Consider the following 21,382-nt stretch of genomic DNA (forward strand, 5'->3'; position numbering starts at 1 on the left):
GACCTCTAACCGCGCTGGAAGCGGTTGAGGGCCGAGATGATGGCCTTGAGGGAGCTGGTGGAGATGGACGAATCGATACCAACGCCCCAGATCACCCGGGACCTGGCTGGTTCGCCTACCTGGCATTCCACGTAGGAAGCCGCCAGGGCATCAGTGCCGGCGGTCATGGCATGCTCGACGTAATCCAGAACCGAAACGGTCTGATCCAGGGACTTGAGTGCATCCAGGAAGGCCGCAATAGGGCCGTTCCCATGTCCCTGAACACGACGGCGCTCCTCAGGATCGCCCGGGGCAAGCCCCCGATCCAGCAGGGTGGCATCCAGGACGGTGTCGGAGCCGTCCTCGCCGGAGGTGACCGCCACGTTCAGCAGCTTGAAGCGTCCCCACTGGCGCAGGGTCTCGTCGCGCTGGTCGGCCATAGACTCGCCACCGACCACGCTCCCACCGGCTTCCACGGGCAGGTACTCGTCCTTGAAGAGCCGCCAGATGTCGGCATCCTTGACCTCGCGCTTGGTGCTGTCGGCATAGCTCTGAACCAGCCGTTCGAACTCCACTTGGAGGCGCTTGGGCAGATCCAGATGGTGGTTAGCCTTGAGCAGGTAGGCCATGCCGCCCTTGCCAGACTGGGAGTTGACCCGGATGATGGCCTCGTAGTTGCCGCCCACATCCTTGGGATCGATGGGCAGGTAGGGCACCAGCCAGAGGAAGTCGTCGGGGTTGGCGTTGGCCCGCAGAGCCGCCTGCTGCCGGGCATCCAGCCCCTTCTTGATGGCATCCTGATGGGAGCCGGAGAAGGCTGTGAAGACGAAGTTGCCCACATAGGGGTGCCGCTCGGAGACGGCGATCTGATTGCAGTACTCCACCGTCCGACGGATGCCGGGCATGTCGGAGAAGTCCAGCTGGGGGTCGATCCCCTGGACCAGCAGGTTCAGCCCCACCGTGCAAATGTCGACGTTGCCGGTGCGTTCGCCATTGCCCAGCAGGCAACCCTCCACCCGGTCGGCCCCAGCCAGCAGGCTGAGCTCGGTCGCGGCTACGGCCATGCCCTCGTCGTTGTGAGGATGCAGGGAGAGCACCACCGCATCCCGGTCCTTGAGGTTGGTGGATATGTACTCCACCTCGTCAGCGAAGACGTTGGGGGTGGTCATCTCCACCGTGTTGGGCAGGTTGATGATCATGGGGTGCTCCGGCGTAGGTCGGATCACGTCGATGACCGCGTTGCAGACCTCCAGGGAATACTCAGGCTCGGCACCGGAGAAGGACTCGGGCGAGTATTCGTAGTAGAGATCGGTGCCCTTGGCATCAGCCTCCAGGGAGCGGCAGAGCTCGGCTGCGTCGGTGGCCAGCTTCTTGATCCCGGCCTTGTCCTTGTGGAAGACGACCTCCCGCTGCAGGACCGAGACCGAGTTGTAGAAGTGGACCACAGCCCTCTTGGCTCCACGCAGGGCCTCATAGGTACGGCGAATCAGGTGCTCGCGGGCCTGGGTCAGGACCACGATGGTCACGTCGTCAGGAATCAACTCGCGCTCTATCAGGAGGCGGATGAAGTCATAGTCGGTTTCGGAGGCCGAGGGGAAACCCACCTCGATCTCCTTGAAGCCCATGGAGATCAACAGATTCCAGAATCTCAGCTTCCGCTCGGAATCCATGGGGTCAACCAGGGCCTGGTTGCCGTCGCGAAGATCCACCGAACACCAACGGGGAGCCCGCTTCAGAGTCTTGCCCGGCCAGGTGCGCTGCGGATAGTCAAAGGGGACCTGCTTGTTGTAGGCCACATACTTGGTGTAGGGCATGGCACTGGGCTTCTGTGGCGAACCCACAAACCTGGGGGGAGGCAGCAGCAGGTCGTTGTTCCCTCCATTGGACGCCGCGGCCTGGGCCGCAAGATCAAACACGGATGCACGATCCTGATCCATCTCTCCTCCTTCTTTCGTTCGTCGGAAACCACAATGTCGCCCGGCCATGGGTTCGGACATGCCGAAGCCGCACCGGGGGTGCCATTATCTTACCGGAGAAGAGCCAGGACATGCGGTCCGGGTCCGCATTACGACGCAGTGGGAGGCGAGCGCATAGAACCTGGCATAATCCGCTGGATTGCCAAGGATGCAAACGCCACACGCTGCAAGCACTGACAGAGTGCTCACTGGAAAAGGGAGACGCCGCGACGACCCTCGCAGTAGGCGTTGCCCAGCCAGGTGTGGCGCGAGTTGGGCCAGACCGAACCCAGACGGGGAGCGTTCTGGCTCATCCAGATGCTAGGCACACGTCCATCGGCACTGTGGGAACCCAGCAGGTTGAAGCCATTCTTGACCGCCAGCCAGTCGGGATGCTGGGTGGCGATGGCCAACCCCTCCTCCAAGGTCAGAGGAAGGCGGTCATCGGAATCGATCAGCTTGCGGGCCACATCGGGTTCGCGGTTGGTGTAGCAGGTGCCGGTATGCGGTTCCAGAACGATGTAAAAGGGCCCCTCGGGCGGCTCGAACCCGTTCTGAGGCAGGAAGCTGGCGATGTCGCGCGGCGGCATGGTGGTGAAGCCAGCCATGCGATTGATGCTGGTCCGAGCGATCAGCGACTCAGGCGAGACCAGCTCCCTGGTGGGGATAAGCAGGATCTGCTCGCCCAGCTCGGTGGACTCCAGCGCGGAGATCAGGGGCTGGGCCAAGGCTCTGAAGGCGGCGGCGCTGATGTCCGCCACATCCGGATAGCCCAAGGCCACGATCCGATCCAGTTGCCGCTGCACTTCTTGGGAAGATCTGGTCATGGCCTCCAGTCTAATTCGAATCTGCCCCCGCGAGCACCTACACTCTCGACACTCACCTGCCAGGGCGAGGTATCGTATTCCGATTTAGTGCTGGCCGTACACGTGTTGGTAGCGGTCGTTCAGACTGGCCACATCCTCGTCGGACAGTGGCACAGGCGTACCGATTTGCTCAGCAGCCCACACCGTACGCGCCACCTCCTCCGTCATCGCCGCCGCCTTTACTGCAGCCTCAGCATCAGCGCCGACCGTGAAGGGGCCGTGATTACGCATCAGCACCGCAGGGCAGCCCGGATGTTCCGCCAGGGTTTCGACCACTCCACGACCTATCTGGTCCGAACCAATCAAGGCAAAGGGCCCCACCGGCACTGGGCCGCCGAACTCGTCACCCATCATCGTCAGTACGCATGGAATTGACCGGCCCACTGCAGCAAAGGCCGTAGCAAAGGTCGAATGCGTATGCACCACGCCAAATACTTCAGGCATGTGCCGGTAGATGTAGGCGTGCGAAAACACATCCGAGGAGGGGGCGGCAGATCCGTCCACCACATGTCCCTCCAGATCCGTGACCACCATTGATTCCGGCGTCAACTGCTCGTAGCGCACACCGGATGGTTTGATCACCAGCAAGTCGGCCGAATGCAGACGCTGCGAGACATTCCCAGCCGTCCACACCACCAGCCCCCACTTGATCAACTGCTCATGCAGGGCGGCAACATGCTCACGAACCAACCCCACTTCGACACGTACCTCATCAGGAAAATCAGCCAAGGACGTCATACGAACCACCACCATTCCCAATATGGGGCCGACCCTTCCTGCGAAAAGCCGGCCCGGTTTGCTTACCTGCGTGCACAGACCCTGCTGCGCATCCTCACAGGCTTTCCAGATCCTTGCCCTTGGTCTCCTGGGCAAAGAGATATATAACAGCGCCGATGACCAGGCAGACACCGAAGAAGGTGAATGCCGTGGTGACAACGCCGATGTTGATGTGCTGGGAGACGTAGTCTCCGCCCACCAGGAGCCCCATGAATATAGGGCCTACGATCTTGGCTGTGGCGCCGATGCCGTATCCCAGCCCCAGTCCGGTGGAACGAACATCGTTGGGGAACTGCTCGCCGCCGAAAGCGTTGAGAATGCCGAAGACACCGTCGGCGAAGGTCATGATGACCAGGACGGCGATGTAGAACTGCCAGCCGGAATTGTGGAAGAAGGCCGCGTAGAAGCATCCCAGCGCCCCGATGATACCGAAGGAGAACATGGTCCAACGCCGACCTATGATGTCAGCCAGCCAGGCAGAGCCGAATCTGCCGATGCAGTCGGCCACGGAGACGCCCATGAACAGGTAGGCCACCATTTGTGTCGAGAAGCCGAAGGCATCCTTCATCAGCGTCTGACCCCAGGATTGGATGGCGAAGGAGCCCAGAATGAAGCAGAAAGAGCCAACCGAAATGATGACCAGCGGCTTTAGATGCTTGGACAGAAGCAGGCGATAGCTGGCCTTCTGTTCCTGCTCAACCTTGGGCAGGGCACCGACCTGGTCCACGGGAAGCTCAAGAGCCCATGCCAAGGCCTTGCGGGCATCATTGTCACGTCCCACGCTCTGATAGAAACGAGGGGACTCCGGCACCGTCGCCAACCAGAACAGAAGAAGGACGGGGATAACGCCCAAGGCCACCAGCACGCGCCAATTGTCGCCAATCAGGCTCTGTGAGACGGACCCCAGGAGCAGACCCAGAGGAATGAAGACCGAGGCCAGGCCGGAGAGCATGCCACGCTGCTTGGCCGGGACGAACTCCTGGACATAGGGGATGGAGATGATGTTAAGGCCGCCTACGCCGATGCCCACACCGATGCGCAGGATGGCCAGCAGGATCCAGGCACCGTCAGGCAGGAAGACCGACAGGGCCGTGAAGACCACGAAGCAGAGAACACACCACTGGAAGGCATGCTTGCGGCCGAAGCGATCGGCCAAACGCCCCCAGAGAATGGAGCCGATGACCGTGCCCAGCCCGGAGCAGGCCAGGATGATTCCAGCGGAGACCCCGGTCAGGTGCCAGGCCGAAGTCAAGAGGGAGACCACGAAGCCGATCAGGAACATATCGAAGAATTCGGATATGTTGCCGGCTATGGCCAGGCCGATGATGCTTTTCTGATGTCCGGTCAGGGGACGGGAGTCTATCTGCTCGTATGCGGTCAGTGTCTCCCCAGCCTGTGTGACATGTGTATCACTCATAATGGGTTGCTTTTCTTTCTCGGATGATCATGATGATGGCGGCCCGACCCACGGTAGGGGTCTGACCGAAGGATCCAGGTTGCCTTCTCCGTCCTTGGAGAATACTGCGGCGAGCCTGAATCGTGAAGGAAGGGTCAACGATTGATATCCCCGCCCAGCGGAATATCCAGTTCCTGGGCGCGGATACGGGTCAGATCGCCCATATGTGTCAGGGCGTACTCGGCGGCCCGCTGTCCCCACCTGACACCGCACTCCACATCATCGGAGAGGAAGCCATGGAGGGTGGCAGCCACGAAGGAATCCCCGGCGCCGGGACGATCCACCACCGGAACCGTAGTGGTGACGTACTTCTTGATTCCCTTGGAGGTCCTCAGGTAAGGACCGTCCAGGTGATTGGTGGAAACAATGTACTCATTGCCGAAGCGCTGGTAGAGCTGCTCGCAGACCTCCTCGCCGGTCCCTTCGATTCCGAAGACGCTTTTGGCGTCCTTGATGGAGCAGAAGAGAATGCGGGCCTTATGAGCGATGGGCTCCAGAACCTTTCTGGCCTGGTCACCGGACCAGAGCTTGCTGCGGAAGTTCACGTCAAGGGCGATGTCAATGCCGCGCTTCTCCGCCTGCTCGGCCGCATAGGTCACCACCTGGGCCGTGGTATCGGTCAGGGCCGCCGTAATCCCGGTCAGGAAGAGCAGGCGGGTGTCCAGCATCCGGTCCCAGTCGTAATCCTCAATCCCCGTCGACCTGAAGGGGGTGTACTCGCGGTCGTAGATGACGTTGGCCGGCATGGGGGGTTCGCCCGGCTCCATGAAGTAGAGGGCGATTCGGCTGGCCGGCTTGCGAACCATGGTGCTCAGATCGACGCCCACGGACCTGTACTCGCTCAGGACGTATTCACCCAAGTCCCCCTCCGGCAGTGAGGAGGTCCACAGGGTCCTGCGCTGAAGCTGAGCCAGGACTCCAGCCACGTTGGCCTCGGAACAGGCGGGATTCATCAGGACCGACCGGGCGTTCATCAGCCGCTCCCCCCTCCTGACCGTGAGCCTGATCTGCCCCTCTCCTATGGTCGAAAGGTCATATGCATGTTCTGCCATCACTTGCTCCTTGTCTACACGGTCGCTTTTCCAGAATGGACCACGACGTCCGCTTCAGTCCGTATTACGACCTGTCACATTCAAACTCGCACCGATCGGGTCGACCCATCAAGGGTGACCGCTGGCATCATTGCCTCCCTGCCGATGCCAAGGGGGTGGAGGATCGGCACAACCACCCTCGGGTCGCAACCGTAACGGCTGCGACCTTTGCCTCAGCCTTTGGGGTCAAGCACCTCTATGTCGGCCCCTCGCAACCAGGTTTCCACTTTCTTCCTAGCATTCATGACGATCTGATCGGCCTGGTCCGAATCATCGTTCCACATCTCCAGCATGATCCGCCCCGACCAGGACTGCCGGGCCAGCTCGGCGAAAGCCACAGGAAAGTCGGCACAGCCCTGGCCCATGGTGATGCGACGCGGCTGCCCTGGTAGCACATCCTTGACGTGGATGGCCAGCATTCTGCCGGCTCCAGCCCTGAGCTCAGCCACGGCATCCAGCTCCTGCTCATAAAGGTTGCCGATATCCGGGTACATGCTCAACCAGGATGACCCGACCTGATCGCAGATGGACAGACCCTTGGTGATGGAGGTGATGTCATTGCCGTCCACATTCTCTATACCCAGCATGACGCCGGCCTGGGCCGCATACTCAGCCGCCCTGGCCAGAACCTCCACATACCTGGCGCGCTGGTCAGGATCGGGATCCTCGTAGTAGGCGTAGTAACCGGCTACCTGGATCAGGGGAATGCCCGCCTCATGAGCCAGATCGATCGCCTTGAGGAAGATCTCATAGGCCTGACGGCGGACAGCCGGATCGGCCGATCCGGGGCCCACCTTGCGGTGACAGCTCAGGCAGATCCCTCCGACCTGGACGCCCTGGCGGTCAGCGGCCTGACGGAAGGCGGAAGCCTGGGCAGCCGTCCAGTCCAAGCGAGCCATCCGCTTGTCGCTTTCGTCAATGGACAGGTCCATGAAGGTGAACCCATCGGCCGCCACCTGGGACATGAAGGCATCCCAATCATCCGGCTCGGCGGGGGACTTCAGGGCCTTCTCATAGATGCCCAGGGTTACACTGCCACTCATTGCGGCCACACCCTGCCTATGGTCTCCCGCAGCTCGGTCGCAGCGGCCAGGGGGTCGTCAGCCTTGACAATGCCTCGACCCGAAATCACCACTCCGACGGGAACCCCTTGGAAGAAGGGCAGGTCCTTGGCCGTGACCCCGCCGGTCACAGTGACCTTGAAGCCCATCTGATGCAGCTGGCGGATGCGATCCTTGTCGTCCTCCCCCCAGGTCAGCTTTCCGGCCGCTTCAGCGTCGCGAGAACGGTGGACGATGACCTGGGTGGCTCCAAGTCGCCGCCATTCGCGCGCCTGTTCGGGATCGTAGGTTTCGCCCAGCTCAATCTGGACCTCGCCACCGAACTCCTGGGCCACCTTCACCACCTGTTCGACCGTGGTCATGCTGGCCCCGGCGACCACCGAGACCCAGCTGGCACCCGCCTCGAAGCAGGCGCGGGAGATGACCGCACCAGCCTCGGCGATCCTGACATCAGCCAGGATGGTCTTATTGGGGTAGAGGGCACGGATCTCGCGCACAGCCCTCAGCCCTTCGGCGATGATCAGGACGGTTCCGCACTCAATGACATCCACCTGGCTGACGGCCGCATTCAGAGGCCTCAGGGCCGAGGGCATATCAAAGGTGTCCAGAGCGATCTGGAGCTGGGGGCGTTCCAGGGTCTTGTCTGCTGCCATTGCGCTCAGGCCTCCTTACGGAAGGAGAAGAAGTTGTGGGCGTTACGAATGAGCAGCTTGTCCACGTAGTCGGGATCAAAGCCTTCGGCGATCATGCGGGGGCCGTCCACTGCCGGGTTATAGTCCACACCGCTCACAGAGCCGTAGACCTTTTGGTAGGAGCGCTTGCCGGAGTCCGTGCCCAGAAGGATCCGGTCCTCATAGCCGTCTTTCTTGAAAGCCTTGAGCTCCATCATCCTGTTGGAATCGGGCTGGTACTTGATCCTGTTGGTGCCGTCGATCTCCAGATAGACGCCCAGATCCAGGATCTCCTCCAGGTAGTAGACATCAGCATTGCGCTGAATGTGACCGATGGCGATCTGGTCCGCGGGGACCCCCAGTCCGATCAGGGTCTGGGCCTGTTCCAGGCCACAGGTTCCATAGGTGGTGTGCGTGTTGATGGGCGCGCCTGTTTCGATGGCCGCCTTGGCAGCAGCCTCCATGCACTTATGCTCGAATGGCGTGATCTCGCCGTAAGCAGTGCCGATCTTGATGACACCTGCCTTATAAGGGCTGCGATCCACCAGGGGACCGGTGTAGTCGTTGCGGTCGATGCCCTCACGGATATCGGCGATGACCAGGTCGGCGATCTGATCCACGCTGTAGCGGTTGATCCAGTGGGACTGGGTCTCCAGGTAGACATGCTCACGGTGGAAGCCGGTGGCGCCTATAATCTGCAGGTTCTCCACCGAGCGGGCCACCTCGGCCAGCTTCTCGATGTCACGGCCGCAGTTGATGGGGCACATATCCACCACGGTGCCGCCCTGCTTGCTCCAGTTCAGCGAGGCCTTGGCGAAATAGCCGGCCTCGGTCTCTGCCTTCTCGACTGAATCCAGTTGATGGTCCTTGTCCAGGTAGACCTCACCGGCTCCCACCCGGATCAGATGGTCGTGGCTGTTGACTACGCCGAGCGTGCTCGGATCGACATCACCCAGAATGGTTCGTGCGAATGCCATGTGAACTCCTTTGTTGTTTGTGCTCTGCGACTTCGCGGCACTGGTCTTCAGGCTCTTTCTTCCAGTGCCTTTGACAGGAGACAGACTATGTGAGCAGTCAACAAACAACAAGGATATTAATGAACATATGTACTTGAACTACGGGTTTAAACACATATAGATTGCATTTTCACCTTTGGAAACAACCGTTTTTCGACCTTCAAGAGCAGATAAGCAGTTTTTCATTGATTCTGATAAAATGTACATATGTTCAGCGATTTACAGATGATGACCAGTTCGGATGCCCGCAAGCGGGTCCAGCTGCTTCTTCGCGTAGCCCGCATGTACTACCAGGACCACATGCTGCAGTCCCAGATCGCCACAGAGACAGGCTATTCCCGTCCCTCCGTCTCCCGGATGCTAAAGGAGGCGCAAGAGCGAGGACTGGTAAAGATCTCCATTGAGAATCCACTGGAACGGCTTGAAGACCTGGAGTCCAGGCTGATCCGACAATTCAACCTCCGTTGTGCTCGGGTCTCGGAGCCACCGCAAGGATGCACCGGGTATGATGTCGTACCCCGAAGCGCGGCGGCTCTCCTGGTTGAACAGACCAGGCCCGACTCTTTGATAACCGTCTCCAATGGCAACGCGGTCGCCTACACGGTTCGTGAAGTTCCCCTGCAAAACTGGGCAAAGTCCAAGGTCGTGCAGATGATCGGCTCCCTCTCGCCGACCAATCCCATGACGGATTCACCGGAGATATGCCGCATGCTGGCCCAACGATTGGGCGGCAGCTACTCGACGCTGCCAGTGCCCATGATCCTGTCTTCAACCCCTGTGGCTGAAGCCATGCGCAAAGAACGCCAGATCGCCGACACCCTGTCCCTGGGCGGACATGCCGAAGTTGCGGTGGTAGGAGTCGGGTCGGTCAAGGAGGGAAGATCAGGGCACATTTTCAAGGACTACGAGAATGCGGCTTTCGTCAAGGAGGTGACCGAGCTCAAGGCCGTGGGACACATCTGCGGACACCACATCGATGCCCAGGGTCGCCACATCCGAACCAGCCTGTGCGAACGCACTATATCGATTGAATTCGAACGTCTGAAGCGAATCCCCCTGGTCATAGGTGTGGCCTGGGGACCGCAAAAAGTTGCCAGCATCCTCGCCTGTCTGCGGGCCGGTCTTATCTCGGCACTGGCCACCGACCGCGACACGGCCGAGGGGATACTTGATCTGGATCAACAGCAGAGGAGATCAGGCAGACAAGCCTCACCAGCTTCGAGCCGAGCAAAGGCCAAACAGGGCTGACCCTATATGAAAGCCATCAGGCGGAGGGGCCAGGTAGGGCCGATCATCCCATACCCAGGAGATAGGCGGGATACTTTAGGTCTGCCAAGCAATCAGCCCAGATGCACAATCAAATCCTGTCGGCGAAATGCTTGCGGACGATCAGCTCGGCGATCTGCACGGCGTTGAGGGCGGCTCCCTTGCGCAGGTTGTCGTTGGCCACGAACATGGACAATCCCCGCTTGCCTTCCACGGCCTGGTCCTGGCGGATGCGTCCCACGAAGCTGGGGTCCTTGCCGGCGGCATCCAGAGGAGTGGGTATTTCCGCCAGACTTACTCCGGGGGCCTTGGATAGCAGGTCACGGGCCTGATCAGGGGTGACATCGTGCTCGAACTCGGCATTGATGCTCATGCCGTGGGCCGTGAAGACCCCTACCCTCACACAGGTGCAGGAGGCGGCCAGATCAGGCAGGTGCAGGATCTTGCGGCTCTCATTGCGCAGCTTCTGCTCCTCGTCGGTCTCCCCGCTGCCGTCATCGACCAAGTCGCCTATAAAAGGTACGGCGTTGAAGGCAATGGTGCGCACCACCTTGGTGGGCGGGGGAAACTCGATGGCCGATCCGTCGAATACCAGTCGGTCAGCGCCCTGCTCCACGGCGGTTTTGGCCTCGTCGCGCAGCTGGAGAACCCCGGCACGCCCAGCCCCTGACACGGCCTGGTAGGAGGAGACGATCAGGCGGCGCAGACCGTATGTCTTGGCCAAGGGACTCAGCACCGGCATGCAGGCCATGGTGGTGCAGTTGGGATTGGCTACGATCCGCCGGGGGATAAGATCCAAGTCCTCGGGGTTGACCTCAGACACCACCAGGGGGACCTCGGGATCCATCCGCCAATGGGAGGAGTTGTCGACCACGTAGGCCCCGGCCTCAGCGAAGCGAGGAGCCCAGGTTCCTGAGGTCGAGCCGCCGGCGGAGAAGATGGCCAGATCGATCCCGCTCAGGTCGGCCTGCTCCACGTCCTCGACCGTGATGGTTCTGTCACGCCAGCGCAGCTGCTCTCCGGCCGACCGCGACGAGGCCATGAATCGCAGGTCGGCCACGGGGAAGTTCCGTTCGTCCAGCATGCGGCGCATGACCATGCCTACCTGGCCGGTGGCACCCAGAACGGCTACATTGATGCCGCGACGTCCGTTGCCCGCCAAATCAGCCTTATTCGTCATTGCTCTCTCCTCTCCGCTCAGCGACCCGTGCCGCCATAAACGACCGCCTCGACCTGATCCGCATCCAAGTGGAAGGCCGTATGGATGGCCCGTACCGCCTCGTCCAGGTCCTGGATGGGCACCAAGGCGGAGATGCGGATCTCGGAGGTCGATATCATGAGCACATTGATATGTCGGTCGCTTAAGGCCCGGAAGAAGGTGGCGGTGATACCCGAATGGGTTTTCATCCCTACGCCCACCAAGGTCACCTTGCCCACCTCGGGATTGATGTCCACTGATCGGAACCCCAGTTGCTCGCGGGAGTCATCCAGCATGGGAACCACCTGATCAGCCTGAGCGGACGGCAACGTAAAGGAGATGTCCACGGTGCCGGTAGCCGCCCCAGCCTGGACGATCATATCGATGTTGATGCCGCCCTCGGCAAGGATGGTGAAGAGCCGTGCGGCCACGCCAGGTCGGTCGGGCACAGCACGCAGACTGACCTGAGTCTCACTGCGGTCGTGGGCAACCCCTGAGATGATGGGTGACTCAGGGCCGTTCAGGTCCGGGAACAAGTCACCCATGGATTCGCCGTTGGTCATGTCCTTCCTTCCGTCATATCCCGTCACTTGTCAGCGCGTGCGGCGGGGCGATCCGGCAGCTGGCCGGTCTCCAAATTGGGAATCTTGTCAGCATCGACATCGTCGGGCATGATCAGCGTGCCTGGGCGATGGGAAAAGGAACTGCGCACATGGATGGGCATACGGAAGCGCTGGGCATACTCCACGCAGCGCAGGGCCAGCACCTTGGATCCGCCGGCCGCCATCTCCAGCATCTCCTCGTATGAAATGCGGGCGATCCTACGGGCGGTGGGCACAATGCGCGGATCGGCGGTAAAGACGCCATCCACATCGGTATAGATCTCGCAGACATCCGCCTTGAGTGCCACAGCTAGGGCCACAGCCGAGGTATCCGAGCCGCCACGACCCAGGGTGGTGGCGTCACCATCGGGGTTGACCCCCTGGAAGCCCGCCACAATTCCCACCTCGCCTCGGTCCAGGGCCTTCATGACACGCTGAGGTCGGACATGGCGGATGTGGGCTGCGCCGTAGCGGGCATCGGTCATGAATCCCGCCTGCGAACCGGTGAAGGAGTGGGCGCGCTCGCCTTGCGCATGGATGCTCATGGCCAGCAAGCTCATGGAGATGCGCTCCCCCGCCGTCATAAGCATGTCCATCTCTCGGGCAGGAGGATTGGAATCCACATCCATGGCCTGGTCAATCAGATCATCAGTGGTGTCCCCCATAGCGGAAACCACCACAGCGATGTCATTGCCAGCGCGCTTGGTGTCAATGATGCGCTTGGCCACACGCTTGATGGAGTCCGAGTCCGCCACCGAGGACCCGCCATACTTCTGAACGATAAGTGCCACTGCTGTTCCATCCCGCGACGGTTAAGCCACTAGACCATCATCTGCAACATGTTGATTACATGGATTATACGAACGACACCGTTCTATCAGACCCCCTCCACCAATATGCGAAACATTGACGCCAGCCGGGGAACCCGTGAATCAGTGACCGCAGGCCTTTACAGGTCGCGACGGCCGGATATTGCCCGGCCAAGGGTGATCTCATCAGCATATTCCAGATCGCTGCCGACGGGCAGACCGCTGGCCAACCTGGTGACCCGCAGATCCAGAGGGCCCAGCAGCCTTCCGAGGTAGGTGGTGGTGGCCTCGCCTTCGATGTTGGGATCCAAGGCCAGCATGACCTCCTTGACCTGATCCGTGCCCAACCGCTTCAAGAGCTCGGGAATGCGCAGATCGCCAGGCCCAACGTTGGACATAGGGTCGATGGCCCCGCCCAAAACATGATAAAGGCCCCGATATTCTCCGGTACGTTCGATGCTCATGACATCCTTGGGCTCCTCGACGACGCAGATGATGCTGCGGTCACGACGCGGATCCTGGCAGATAGGGCACGGGCTGGTCTCGCAGACATTGCCGCAGATCTCGCAAAACCGAACCTTCTCCTTGGCGGCGACGATAGCATCGGCCAAATCCTGAGCGCTACGCCGATCGGCTCCCAAAATGTAGAAGGCGATGCGCTGCGCACCCTTGGGGCCAATGCCCGGCAGTTGAGCAAAGGCATCGATCAGCTCTTGAATGGCTCCATCATAGGTAGCAGCCATCATTCACCTCCCTGTCGCTGCGCCTGTTCCTGCCGGCGCTTTTGGACGTTGATCGGATTCTGGGGGTCGTCAGCAGCAAAGTCCTCCACCTTGGTTACGTCAAACAATTTGGTCAGTTCATCCTGGTTCATGGCATTGTCCGCCCCGAGCCTGGCATCGTCCATGGAATAGACATCGTCCTCGGGATCCACTGACGGCCTTGGAGCCTGGGAGGAGACTGCAGCAGGCGAGGCCCCATCCTGATCGGAACCACTGGAGGACGGACCAGCGAAGCCTGCCGGCACTCTCCTGCTCCCAGCTCCAGCAGCCTTTGCCATTGCCTGGGGGCCACCCAAGCCGCCGGCAGACTCGGAACTGTGAACGTCGCTCTGCGCATCCGACGAGGCTGATATGCCAGTCGCCATGACCCCTTCATCGGAAACCGCTCCAGTCCCTAATGTCGGAGCCGAGGTTGCACTCGAGGCGCTTCCCTGACCAGATGAATCAACCGACTGAGAAACTTCATGGCTTTGACTGTCGGAGGACACTGCAGAGGCTGCGGCGCTGGTCCCGGAATCGGGCACGGCCCAAGGATCAGTGTCGTCGCTCATGTCCGGCAGAGCTACTTTTTTGGATTCATGGTCTTTCTGACCATCGGATCCGTCGCTGCCCTCACCGGGCTGCCAGACCTTTTGCGGCGCATGAGTCGCTGGCATGGGGTGGGCCCAGGGATCATCATCTGGCAATACCGTCGAAGCAGTGGAGCCAAAGCCCGCCGACGGCAACGCTTCCGGAGACGACTGGACCGGACCGCCGACTGGGTGGTGAGCGTCGTCGGAGTTCCCGTCTCCTGCAGCTTCTCCAGAGGTGGACCTCCCCTCCGATGCCGATGCTCCAGCCCCACCCTCATGACCAGCAGATGCCGTCATCTTCCTAGGGGCATGCCCCTGTTCCGTGGCCGCATGAGGCATAACCGCCGCTCCAAGGTTCATGGTGGCCAAGCCAGCTCGCGCTAGAGCCACCTCCTTTTTGACCTCTGCGCGACGCTGGGGAGACATCCTGTTGACGGACTCCACAGTCTCACCGTTGGCAGCCGTCCCCGATGGAGCAATCATGGTGGACTGTCCGAACTCCTGGCGAGCGCGAACCATGACGATACGCGGCACCTTGGTCTCCCCATCAACCGACTGTGCAGCCACCGCCATGGCGAAAGCATGCTGGCTGAGTGGACGGTCGAAGGTCATAGACAGTCTCTTGCGTCCGGATGGGTCTGCTTTCATGGCCACGGTAGGCACACGGTCCCGCACCACATACTGGCGTACCTCATCCGGCAGGGCAGCCACCAGTGCATCCCAGCGCTTGTCCAGCTCTGTGCCGGTCGGGACCTCTGTTTCCTGTCCCCGCGAAGCATCATGCTGCGCCACAGGCTGTTGAGCCGGCGAGGAAGGAACTTCCTTGCGCACGGGTTGGGCAGAGCCGGAATGATCAGGCTGCCCTTCGCCTTCCTGCTTTCCCTCAGCCGGGGAATCGAAATGGGAACCTGCCATGTTCCGCGACCCGGCCGAGGTGGCGGATGTCGCAGCAGACGACGAACCCGCCCCGCCAGACTGTTCAGGGCGAACAGCACCGTCAGCACGAACAGATTGTGATGCTTTGGGCGGTCGACCGTTCTGCTGAGACCTGTCAGCGCCAATGAACCCGCTACGGGCGGGTGCCGGGGCCACGCCACTGGTGGAAGTTCCCCCTGCAACCGTTGCTTGCTCCATAGGTTCGCAGCCGATTGCCAGCAGCCTGGCGGCCAGCAGCTCCAAGCGCATCCTGGGCGAAGTGGCCCCGTTCATTCCCGCCAGCGCATCGTTGATGATGTCGGCCATTCTGGTCAGGACCTGCAGATCCAAAGCATCCGCCTGCCGACGCAGATCAGCCACCTGGTCGTCGTCGGCATCTTCGCTAAGCACGCTTTCAGCCCGTTCCCCCGCCAGCTTGAGAACCAGCAGGTCGCGGACATGGGCCAGCAGATCCTCAACGAAGCGCTGGGGCTCGAACCCGCCGACGACCACCTTTTGAATGACCCCGTAGAGACCGGCACCATCGTGGTTGATCAGCGTATCCACAGCTTCGCCGATCAGTGCGGCAGGAGTGAACCCCAGCAGAGCTACAGCCGCATCATAAGTGATGGTGTGCTCGTCAGCGCCTACCATGAGCTGGTCCAACACAGAAAGGGTGTCACGCACCGATCCGCCTCCAGCCCGCATGGCCAGCTTGAGGACACCGGGCTCGGCCTTGATGCCCTCCTTTTTGCAGATGCCCTCTAGATAAGGCCCCATGACTTCCTGGGGCACGAGACGGAAGGGGTAATGATGGGTGCGGGAGCGGATGGTGCCGATCACCTTCTCCGGCTCTGTGGTGGCGAAGATGAACATGACGTGTTCCGGCGGTTCCTCGACGATCTTCAACAGGGCATTGAATCCTTGCTGGGTAACCATATGGGCCTCGTCCAAAATGAAGATCTTGTAGCGGTCACGCACAGGGGCAAAGCCTGCCCGCTCCCTGAGCTCCCTTGCATCGTCAACGCCGTTATGGCTGGCGGCATCAATCTCCACCACGTCGATGGAACCGGGGCCTCCCGTGGCCAGATCCCTGCAGCTGTCGCATTCGCCGCAGGGATGGCTGGTCGGTCCCTTGGCACAGTTGACACAGCGGGCGAAAATCCTGGCACTGCTGGTCTTTCCACATCCCCTGGGACCGGAGAAGAGGTAGGCATGGGTCAACCGGTTCTCATCCAGAGCTCGGGTAAGGGGCACGGTGACCTGCTTCTGACCGATGATGCCGTCAAAAGTGTCAGGCCGATACCGCCGATAGAGTGCTAGTGCCATGGTTTAAGGCTATCCATTTCTTTAGACACGTTCGCTTTCCTTCCTAAGGCTTCCGACCACGCTTCCTTTTCTCATTCACAGGGCTCAGGCCCTGCCCGGGCAGACTGGACCAGACGCGGCATCATCGAGACTCCGGTGTCTACCCCCACCGAGACTTTCACGTCGCTCCCATCCACCTGGCAGTCTGTCAGGACCCCGCGGTTGAGACGGGCGACCCGGGAGGCCAGAGTACAGGGCTGCGCCTGCCCTTCGTCCAGGGCGGAAGCTGCAGCCAGAGCCGAGACATCGGCACCGGTGCGTGCATGTGTCCGACAGATCATGAGATTGCCCAGCAGGGCCGCCAGAACCAGACCCAGACCAACCAGAGCCATCAGCATGATGCCCAAAACCGTACCAGAGCCGGGATCCGAACCTCCTAGCCACGAACCGGTACGCTTCACGCGCGTCCTCCTGACATGTCCGAACATGACTCATTCCTCCAATATGGCCACGGCATCGCCATGGACCTGCGCAGGCAGCACGCCCATGGGGCCGGAAACCACTGGGCATGACACCCTGACTGCCGTCTGCCCGGCCGATGGGCTCAACTTCACTTGAGCATGCGGACCGGCCATCCGATGCACCAACCCTTGGGGATCACCCTTGCCCCGGGTGACGATCAGGTCTCTGGCAGCCGCGTTAGCCGCATCCTGACAAACCATGCCGGTTCTGATCGTCTGGGTCAGCGTCAACAGTAAGAGAGCCAGAACCATGACGGCGGGAAGAACGATGGCGAACTCGGCTGTTACAGTACCGTTATCGGATCGCCACCGTCGTCTCCACTCGAACCGTCTTTCAGCCAGCGGCACTGAGCGCCTTCTTCACCAAACCCATCAGCAAAGTACGCGTGGAAGAGGATTTGACGATGGCCAGCAATACGCCAGCCAACGTGGCAGCTGCCACCATGATCACGGCGTATTCAGCAGTGATGGCCCCCGATTCAGGCCTGGCCAGCACCACACCCATCCGCGCACGCAGAGCACTCGCTGCAGAGTCCATAGCTTGGCTGATGCGGATGTACAGAGCCGTCATGAACCGGTTGGAACGCTGCCTCATTCTTTGCAGCCACCGGGATCCGGCACTGGTAGCAGGCCATGTCTCAGTTGGCACCAATTGCCCTCCTGCCTGTCTGGTCTGCAGATGGAAGACCGTCGCAACCTCCTGTGAATATGTCATCGTTCTCACCTTTGCCTTTCTTGGTTTTCCCCGCCTCGGCGAATGGCCGTTCCTCAGAGAATCGGCATCCGATACCTTTCACTCTGCCCGTTCCAGACCCTCTCTGTCTCCTTGTCAGATGCATGTGGACGAGTGGACCTGCATCGGCAACCTGTGGACAACTGTGTCAGCATGGACTCCATGCCCTCAGGACATCCCGCCTACGAAGGCCGCAATGCAGGGGATGACTCCGATCAGCACGAAGGCCGGCAGGATGCACAGCCCGGTCGGCACCAGCAGCCTGACGGTTATCGTCGCCGTGGCCCGGGCCAGCACACTGCGGGCATGGTGATCCAATTGGCGCAAGGTCGTCTCGATCCGCGTCAGAGGTGATGATCCCAAACGCCAGGACGGCTCCAGACAGTCAGCCAGGACTCGCATGGACTGCCCATAATCAGGATCCCCGATCGCTCCCGACCAGGACAGATCCCATCCGTTGCCACGTCCGAGCAGGTGAGCCACGCGAACCATCCGAAGCCCATAAGGGCCTGGCAGCAGCCCACCAACCACATCCAAGGCCCTGGGCAGGGAGGCCCCCTGGCGAATAGCAACTCCCAACAAGGCCAATACCAGGCTCAAGGACGGCGTGGAGACCTGCTCATCGGCTAATCGATCACCCGGGCTGTCGGACTCCACCAACAGCAAGGCCAGTATGGTCGACAGAGCGGCAATCAGTGGTTTCAGATCCATAAGTCCTCCCTGCCCAGATCGTTCATCAGCAGATGTATCCAAACCAGACCGAGAACATAGAAGGCCACCCCAAGGATCAGACATATAGTTCCCAGGCCTGGGCGACATAGGAAGGACAACGGTCGCGCACCCATGAACTCCCCCATGATGATGGTCAACACCGGCAAGGTCGACAGGAGGCGGATCGTGGCCCTGGGCACAGCAAAGGCTTTTTCTCGGGCCTCATCCAGAGCCGCCCGCCGCCTCTGCATAGCTGCCACGGTCCGCAGCCCATCAGAAGCCCGACAGCCCAGGATGGCGCTGAGTCCATAGCAGGCCATCAGAGCCTGGGCCATAATTGTCAAAGTCGGCCCCCGTTCCTGAGGCAAGCATCGGTTCTCCAACATGACCATGACACGTTCCCGTGTGACCTCCTGGGTGGCGAACCGCCGCCCGGATGCCTCCTCGAAAGCCTCTACCAGACCGCCTCCATTGTCGACATAGGCCAGCAGGGAAGTGACCAGCACCGCCAGGCCGGGCCGATCCGACTGCCTCGAGGGCCTGACTGACATGGCCTTCAGTCGTGCGGCTGCGCTGCCGCTAGGCGCAAGCGCGGCCAGACAGGCAATAGCCGTCATCATTGCAGCCAGCCAGGCCACAGTCTCATCATCCATAATCCACCTCAACTACGGAACGCTCGCCTGGGCGCTGGTCACAATGCCCCACCGCCTGGCGAACTTCGACCAAGCCGTTCCATATGTAGCGGCCCCTCGGCCCGTCCATGTACAGACGGCCTCCCCAAGAAGCCGGCCATCGGCTGCAGTTGTCAGTCGACCAATTTGAGCGATATGTCTATGCCCGCCGGAACGTTCCAGATGGATAACAGCATCGAACGCCCCCTGCGCCAGAGCAGCCAGGGCCCTCGGCTGCAACCCCGCCAGCAGCCCCAGAGTCGCCAGCCTGGCAGGGACGCGTTCTACATTGTCGGCATGCAGCGTTGCCATGCCACCCCGATGACCGGAATTGAAAGCCCGCAGCAGATCAGCTATCTCCTCACCCCGACACTCGCCCAGGATGATCCGATCGGGCCGCATGCGCAGTGTGGCCTTGACCAAATCGACCAGCCCCACACCCCCTGCCCCTTCAACGTTGGACTCTCTAACAGCCAGGGAAACCATATTCCTGTGGCCGGCGATACGTCCAAGCTCACGGACCTCCTCCACGACGACCAGCCGTTGCTCCTGCGGACACATGCCAAGGAGGGCTCGTAGGAGTGTGGTCTTGCCGGCACCCGTGCCTCCGGTTACCAGAATGCTGGCCCGATTGACCACCAACGCCCGAAGGATGAAGAGCCAGCTGGCGGGACACAGCCCGGCAGCCGCCAGCTCCTCCAGCCCTGGCGGGTGTCTGTTGGGCAGTCTGATGGAAATGGCGGCGCCCTCGGGAACGAGGGGGGCCAGCACGGCGTGGACCCTGATCCCCTCCCTGCTGGAAGCATCAGCCATAGGCCGGGCATCGTCCAGGCGACGTCCTAGCTGAGCGCATAGCTGCACGGCAAAGTCCCTCACAGCTCGAGGGCCCGCGAATCCAGGCCGAAGCAGAACCTCCTCCATGCCCGCGCCTCGGTCGATCCAGACATGGCCCTGACCGGTCACTGCGATGTCGGTCACCGCAGGATCGTTCGTCAGCCCGTCCAAGTACCCGAAAGTGGGCGGCTGATCGGAATCGTTGTCAGGGAATGGATCTTCATTGCTTTTCCCACTTCCTATGATCATTTGACAGCTCCAGACCGAACCGATTCGCGAGAAGAGATCTGTTCTCCTTTTTTTTGCCCGACGACGATCATCCCTGCGATCCGCTCAGCCAAAGGATGAAGGGCCCGCGCGTAGGCCCGCGGCACCCGTTCCAGGCCACGCCCATCCAGAACGGATGCCGACAGCTTCGATTGCGGCTTAAGAACCACGTCCACCGATCGGCCCAGAAAATCCTCCGCCTGTTCCGGGTCGACGCCATGACTGACCCGGTGCTGTGTGGGCATCATGCCAATCAGAGCCATGGGGGGCCTGCATGAAATCAATGGACTGTCTTGGACGCGATCACCAGAACCTCTTCGGCCGTCCAGAGCGTGGAGAAGCGCCTTCGCCCGTGCAAGGCCCAGCACGGTCATGTCCACCATCAACAGCGAAGGCAACCCTTTCAGCGAGCGCAGATTACCCAGACCCTGGCCCCGACCGGCATCAATCAGCAAGAGATCAGCAAATCCAGCCATTGCACTGACCGCCGCATCCAGGTCCCACCAGCCCTGTGGCGGAGCACTCCAAGGATCATTGCTGAGCAGCGGAATGCCATCCCAGATCGGCAGTTCTTCACGGAGTGCCTGAGGATCCACCCGGCCCAGGGGCGCGTGGATTCGCCCAAGCCGCATGCCAGGCGCCCCCTCGATGCCGACCAGGACATCCATCCCTCCGCCATCCAGGTCCAGATCCACCAGGGCGCATGACAGGGCCATGTCCCGAAGCTGTTTGGCCATCAGAGCCGTCATGGTTGTCAGCCCGATTCCTCCAGATGCCGAGAGAAAGACCAGACCGGTCACGGCGGACTCATATTCAGCATCTTTGCCCGCAATCCGCCGATCAGACAGGCTGGGTTGCTTGAACCGAACGACATCCTCGTCTTGCAGGCGATCCGATCCTGAGGATCCTGGAAAATCAAACTGTCGGACCGCGCCCATCACTCTCCCTGGTCGGTGTTCAGTAGGCAACCCAACTGAATTTAAGGAATGCGGGGCCCAGCCAGGCTCTCGCCCTTCCATGCCGCCTTTTACCATCATCGGCGGTCTACCTATGCTCATTGCTGTCATGGCAACCAGTACATCCGCCCCCTGGCATCGGCACCAGCCCCTCGGGATTATGTGGTCGAATGACCCTATGCCTCCACATCGCTTCGTCCTCACTGTGCACGAATTCATCGAGATTACGACACGCCTGAAACTGCAGTATTTTTGAGCCCGTATCCATGAAAGGCCTCAGATAATCACAGGGAAGCAACAGATTCCTCCAAACTTGGCGTATTCAGCCTGCCGTAATGCACGCAATCGCACAAAAAACCAAGCAG

General features: G+C 60.9%; 21 protein-coding genes. 1 reads left to right on the top strand and 20 read right to left on the bottom strand.

What is annotated here, in order from left to right; translation table 11 throughout:
* Positions 1 to 5: 5 nt before the first annotated feature.
* The 8 genes from leuA to LPC22_RS03265 all read right to left on the bottom strand — a co-directional run bounded on the left by leuA (position 6) and on the right by LPC22_RS03265 (position 8,833).
* Positions 6 to 1,916, bottom strand: coding sequence for a 2-isopropylmalate synthase (gene leuA / locus LPC22_RS03230; protein ID WP_229132044.1), 1,911 nt, complete (start codon positions 1,914 to 1,916; stop codon positions 6 to 8).
* Positions 1,917 to 2,140: 224 nt separating this feature from the next.
* Positions 2,141 to 2,761: a DUF5701 family protein gene (locus LPC22_RS03235; protein WP_024626962.1), complete on the bottom strand. Its 621-nt coding sequence runs from the start codon at positions 2,759 to 2,761 to the stop codon at positions 2,141 to 2,143.
* 84 nt (positions 2,762 to 2,845) lie between these two features.
* The gene (locus LPC22_RS03240; RefSeq protein ID WP_024626963.1) at positions 2,846 to 3,538 is read right to left on the bottom strand and encodes an L-ribulose-5-phosphate 4-epimerase; all 693 of its coding nucleotides are present in this window, start codon (positions 3,536 to 3,538) and stop codon (positions 2,846 to 2,848) included.
* A gap of 94 nt (positions 3,539 to 3,632) precedes the next feature.
* A complete protein-coding gene (locus LPC22_RS03245; RefSeq protein ID WP_229132047.1) occupies positions 3,633 to 4,994 on the bottom strand; it encodes an MFS transporter in 1,362 nt (453 codons plus the stop codon).
* A 134-nt stretch (positions 4,995 to 5,128) separates the two neighbouring features.
* On the bottom strand, positions 5,129 to 6,085 hold the full coding sequence (locus LPC22_RS03250; RefSeq protein ID WP_229132049.1) for a sugar kinase: 957 nt from the start codon (positions 6,083 to 6,085) through the stop codon (positions 5,129 to 5,131).
* Between the two features lie 212 nt (positions 6,086 to 6,297).
* Positions 6,298 to 7,167 carry an L-ribulose-5-phosphate 3-epimerase gene (locus LPC22_RS03255; protein ID WP_229132052.1) on the bottom strand — a complete coding sequence of 290 codons (870 nt, stop codon included), beginning with the start codon at positions 7,165 to 7,167 and terminating at the stop codon, positions 6,298 to 6,300.
* Positions 7,164 to 7,838, bottom strand: a complete 675-nt coding sequence (locus LPC22_RS03260; protein ID WP_024626967.1) for a 3-keto-L-gulonate-6-phosphate decarboxylase UlaD — start codon at positions 7,836 to 7,838, stop codon at positions 7,164 to 7,166. Before LPC22_RS03260 ends, LPC22_RS03255 begins: the two co-directional genes overlap by 4 nt.
* Positions 7,839 to 7,843: 5 nt before the next feature.
* Positions 7,844 to 8,833, bottom strand: coding sequence for a phosphotriesterase family protein (locus LPC22_RS03265; protein ID WP_045935859.1), 990 nt, complete (start codon positions 8,831 to 8,833; stop codon positions 7,844 to 7,846).
* A gap of 246 nt (positions 8,834 to 9,079) precedes the next feature.
* On the opposite strand from LPC22_RS03265, the gene LPC22_RS03270 reads away from it, so the two are divergent.
* The gene (locus LPC22_RS03270; RefSeq protein ID WP_229132062.1) at positions 9,080 to 10,120 is read left to right on the top strand and encodes a sugar-binding transcriptional regulator; all 1,041 of its coding nucleotides are present in this window, start codon (positions 9,080 to 9,082) and stop codon (positions 10,118 to 10,120) included.
* A gap of 109 nt (positions 10,121 to 10,229) precedes the next feature.
* Here LPC22_RS03270 and LPC22_RS03275 read toward each other — a convergent pair whose 3' ends face one another.
* The 12 genes from LPC22_RS03275 to LPC22_RS03330 form a co-directional block, all read right to left on the bottom strand.
* Positions 10,230 to 11,318, bottom strand: a complete 1,089-nt coding sequence (locus tag LPC22_RS03275) for an aspartate-semialdehyde dehydrogenase (RefSeq protein WP_229132071.1) — start codon at positions 11,316 to 11,318, stop codon at positions 10,230 to 10,232.
* A gap of 17 nt (positions 11,319 to 11,335) precedes the next feature.
* A complete protein-coding gene (locus LPC22_RS03280) occupies positions 11,336 to 11,899 on the bottom strand; it encodes an ACT domain-containing protein (RefSeq protein ID WP_029678247.1) in 564 nt (187 codons plus the stop codon).
* A 23-nt stretch (positions 11,900 to 11,922) separates the two neighbouring features.
* Complete coding sequence (locus tag LPC22_RS03285) at positions 11,923 to 12,729, bottom strand: aspartate kinase (protein ID WP_024626971.1); 807 nt, start codon at positions 12,727 to 12,729, stop codon at positions 11,923 to 11,925.
* A 158-nt stretch (positions 12,730 to 12,887) separates the two neighbouring features.
* On the bottom strand, positions 12,888 to 13,490 hold the full coding sequence (gene recR, locus LPC22_RS03290; protein WP_015022549.1) for a recombination mediator RecR: 603 nt from the start codon (positions 13,488 to 13,490) through the stop codon (positions 12,888 to 12,890).
* Entirely contained in the window at positions 13,490 to 16,345 is a 2,856-nt protein-coding gene (gene dnaX, locus LPC22_RS03295) for a DNA polymerase III subunit gamma/tau (RefSeq protein ID WP_229132072.1), read from the bottom strand. Before dnaX ends, recR begins: the two co-directional genes overlap by 1 nt.
* Positions 16,346 to 16,416: 71 nt before the next feature.
* A complete protein-coding gene (locus LPC22_RS03300) occupies positions 16,417 to 16,785 on the bottom strand; it encodes an Rv3654c family TadE-like protein (protein ID WP_229132073.1) in 369 nt (122 codons plus the stop codon).
* Positions 16,786 to 16,815: 30 nt separating this feature from the next.
* Positions 16,816 to 17,193, bottom strand: coding sequence for a TadE family type IV pilus minor pilin (locus LPC22_RS03305; RefSeq protein WP_229132074.1), 378 nt, complete (start codon positions 17,191 to 17,193; stop codon positions 16,816 to 16,818).
* Positions 17,180 to 17,560, bottom strand: coding sequence for a DUF4244 domain-containing protein (locus LPC22_RS03310; protein ID WP_024626975.1), 381 nt, complete (start codon positions 17,558 to 17,560; stop codon positions 17,180 to 17,182). The genes LPC22_RS03305 and LPC22_RS03310 overlap by 14 nt, the downstream gene beginning before the upstream one ends.
* A gap of 186 nt (positions 17,561 to 17,746) precedes the next feature.
* Positions 17,747 to 18,289 carry a pilus assembly protein gene (locus tag LPC22_RS03315; protein ID WP_229132076.1) on the bottom strand — a complete coding sequence of 181 codons (543 nt, stop codon included), beginning with the start codon at positions 18,287 to 18,289 and terminating at the stop codon, positions 17,747 to 17,749.
* Entirely contained in the window at positions 18,280 to 18,942 is a 663-nt protein-coding gene (locus LPC22_RS03320) for a hypothetical protein (RefSeq protein WP_229132078.1), read from the bottom strand. The genes LPC22_RS03315 and LPC22_RS03320 overlap by 10 nt, the downstream gene beginning before the upstream one ends.
* 12 nt (positions 18,943 to 18,954) lie before the next feature.
* Positions 18,955 to 20,043 carry a TadA family conjugal transfer-associated ATPase gene (locus LPC22_RS03325; RefSeq protein WP_229132080.1) on the bottom strand — a complete coding sequence of 363 codons (1,089 nt, stop codon included), beginning with the start codon at positions 20,041 to 20,043 and terminating at the stop codon, positions 18,955 to 18,957.
* Positions 20,040 to 20,999, bottom strand: a complete 960-nt coding sequence (locus LPC22_RS03330) for a CpaE/TadZ family protein (RefSeq protein ID WP_229132082.1) — start codon at positions 20,997 to 20,999, stop codon at positions 20,040 to 20,042. Before LPC22_RS03330 ends, LPC22_RS03325 begins: the two co-directional genes overlap by 4 nt.
* Between the last annotated feature and the right edge of the window lie 383 nt (positions 21,000 to 21,382).

It is taken from the genome of Bifidobacterium mizhiense (assembly GCF_020884755.1).
GTDB classification, from domain to species: Bacteria; Actinomycetota; Actinomycetes; order Actinomycetales; family Bifidobacteriaceae; genus Bombiscardovia; species Bombiscardovia mizhiensis.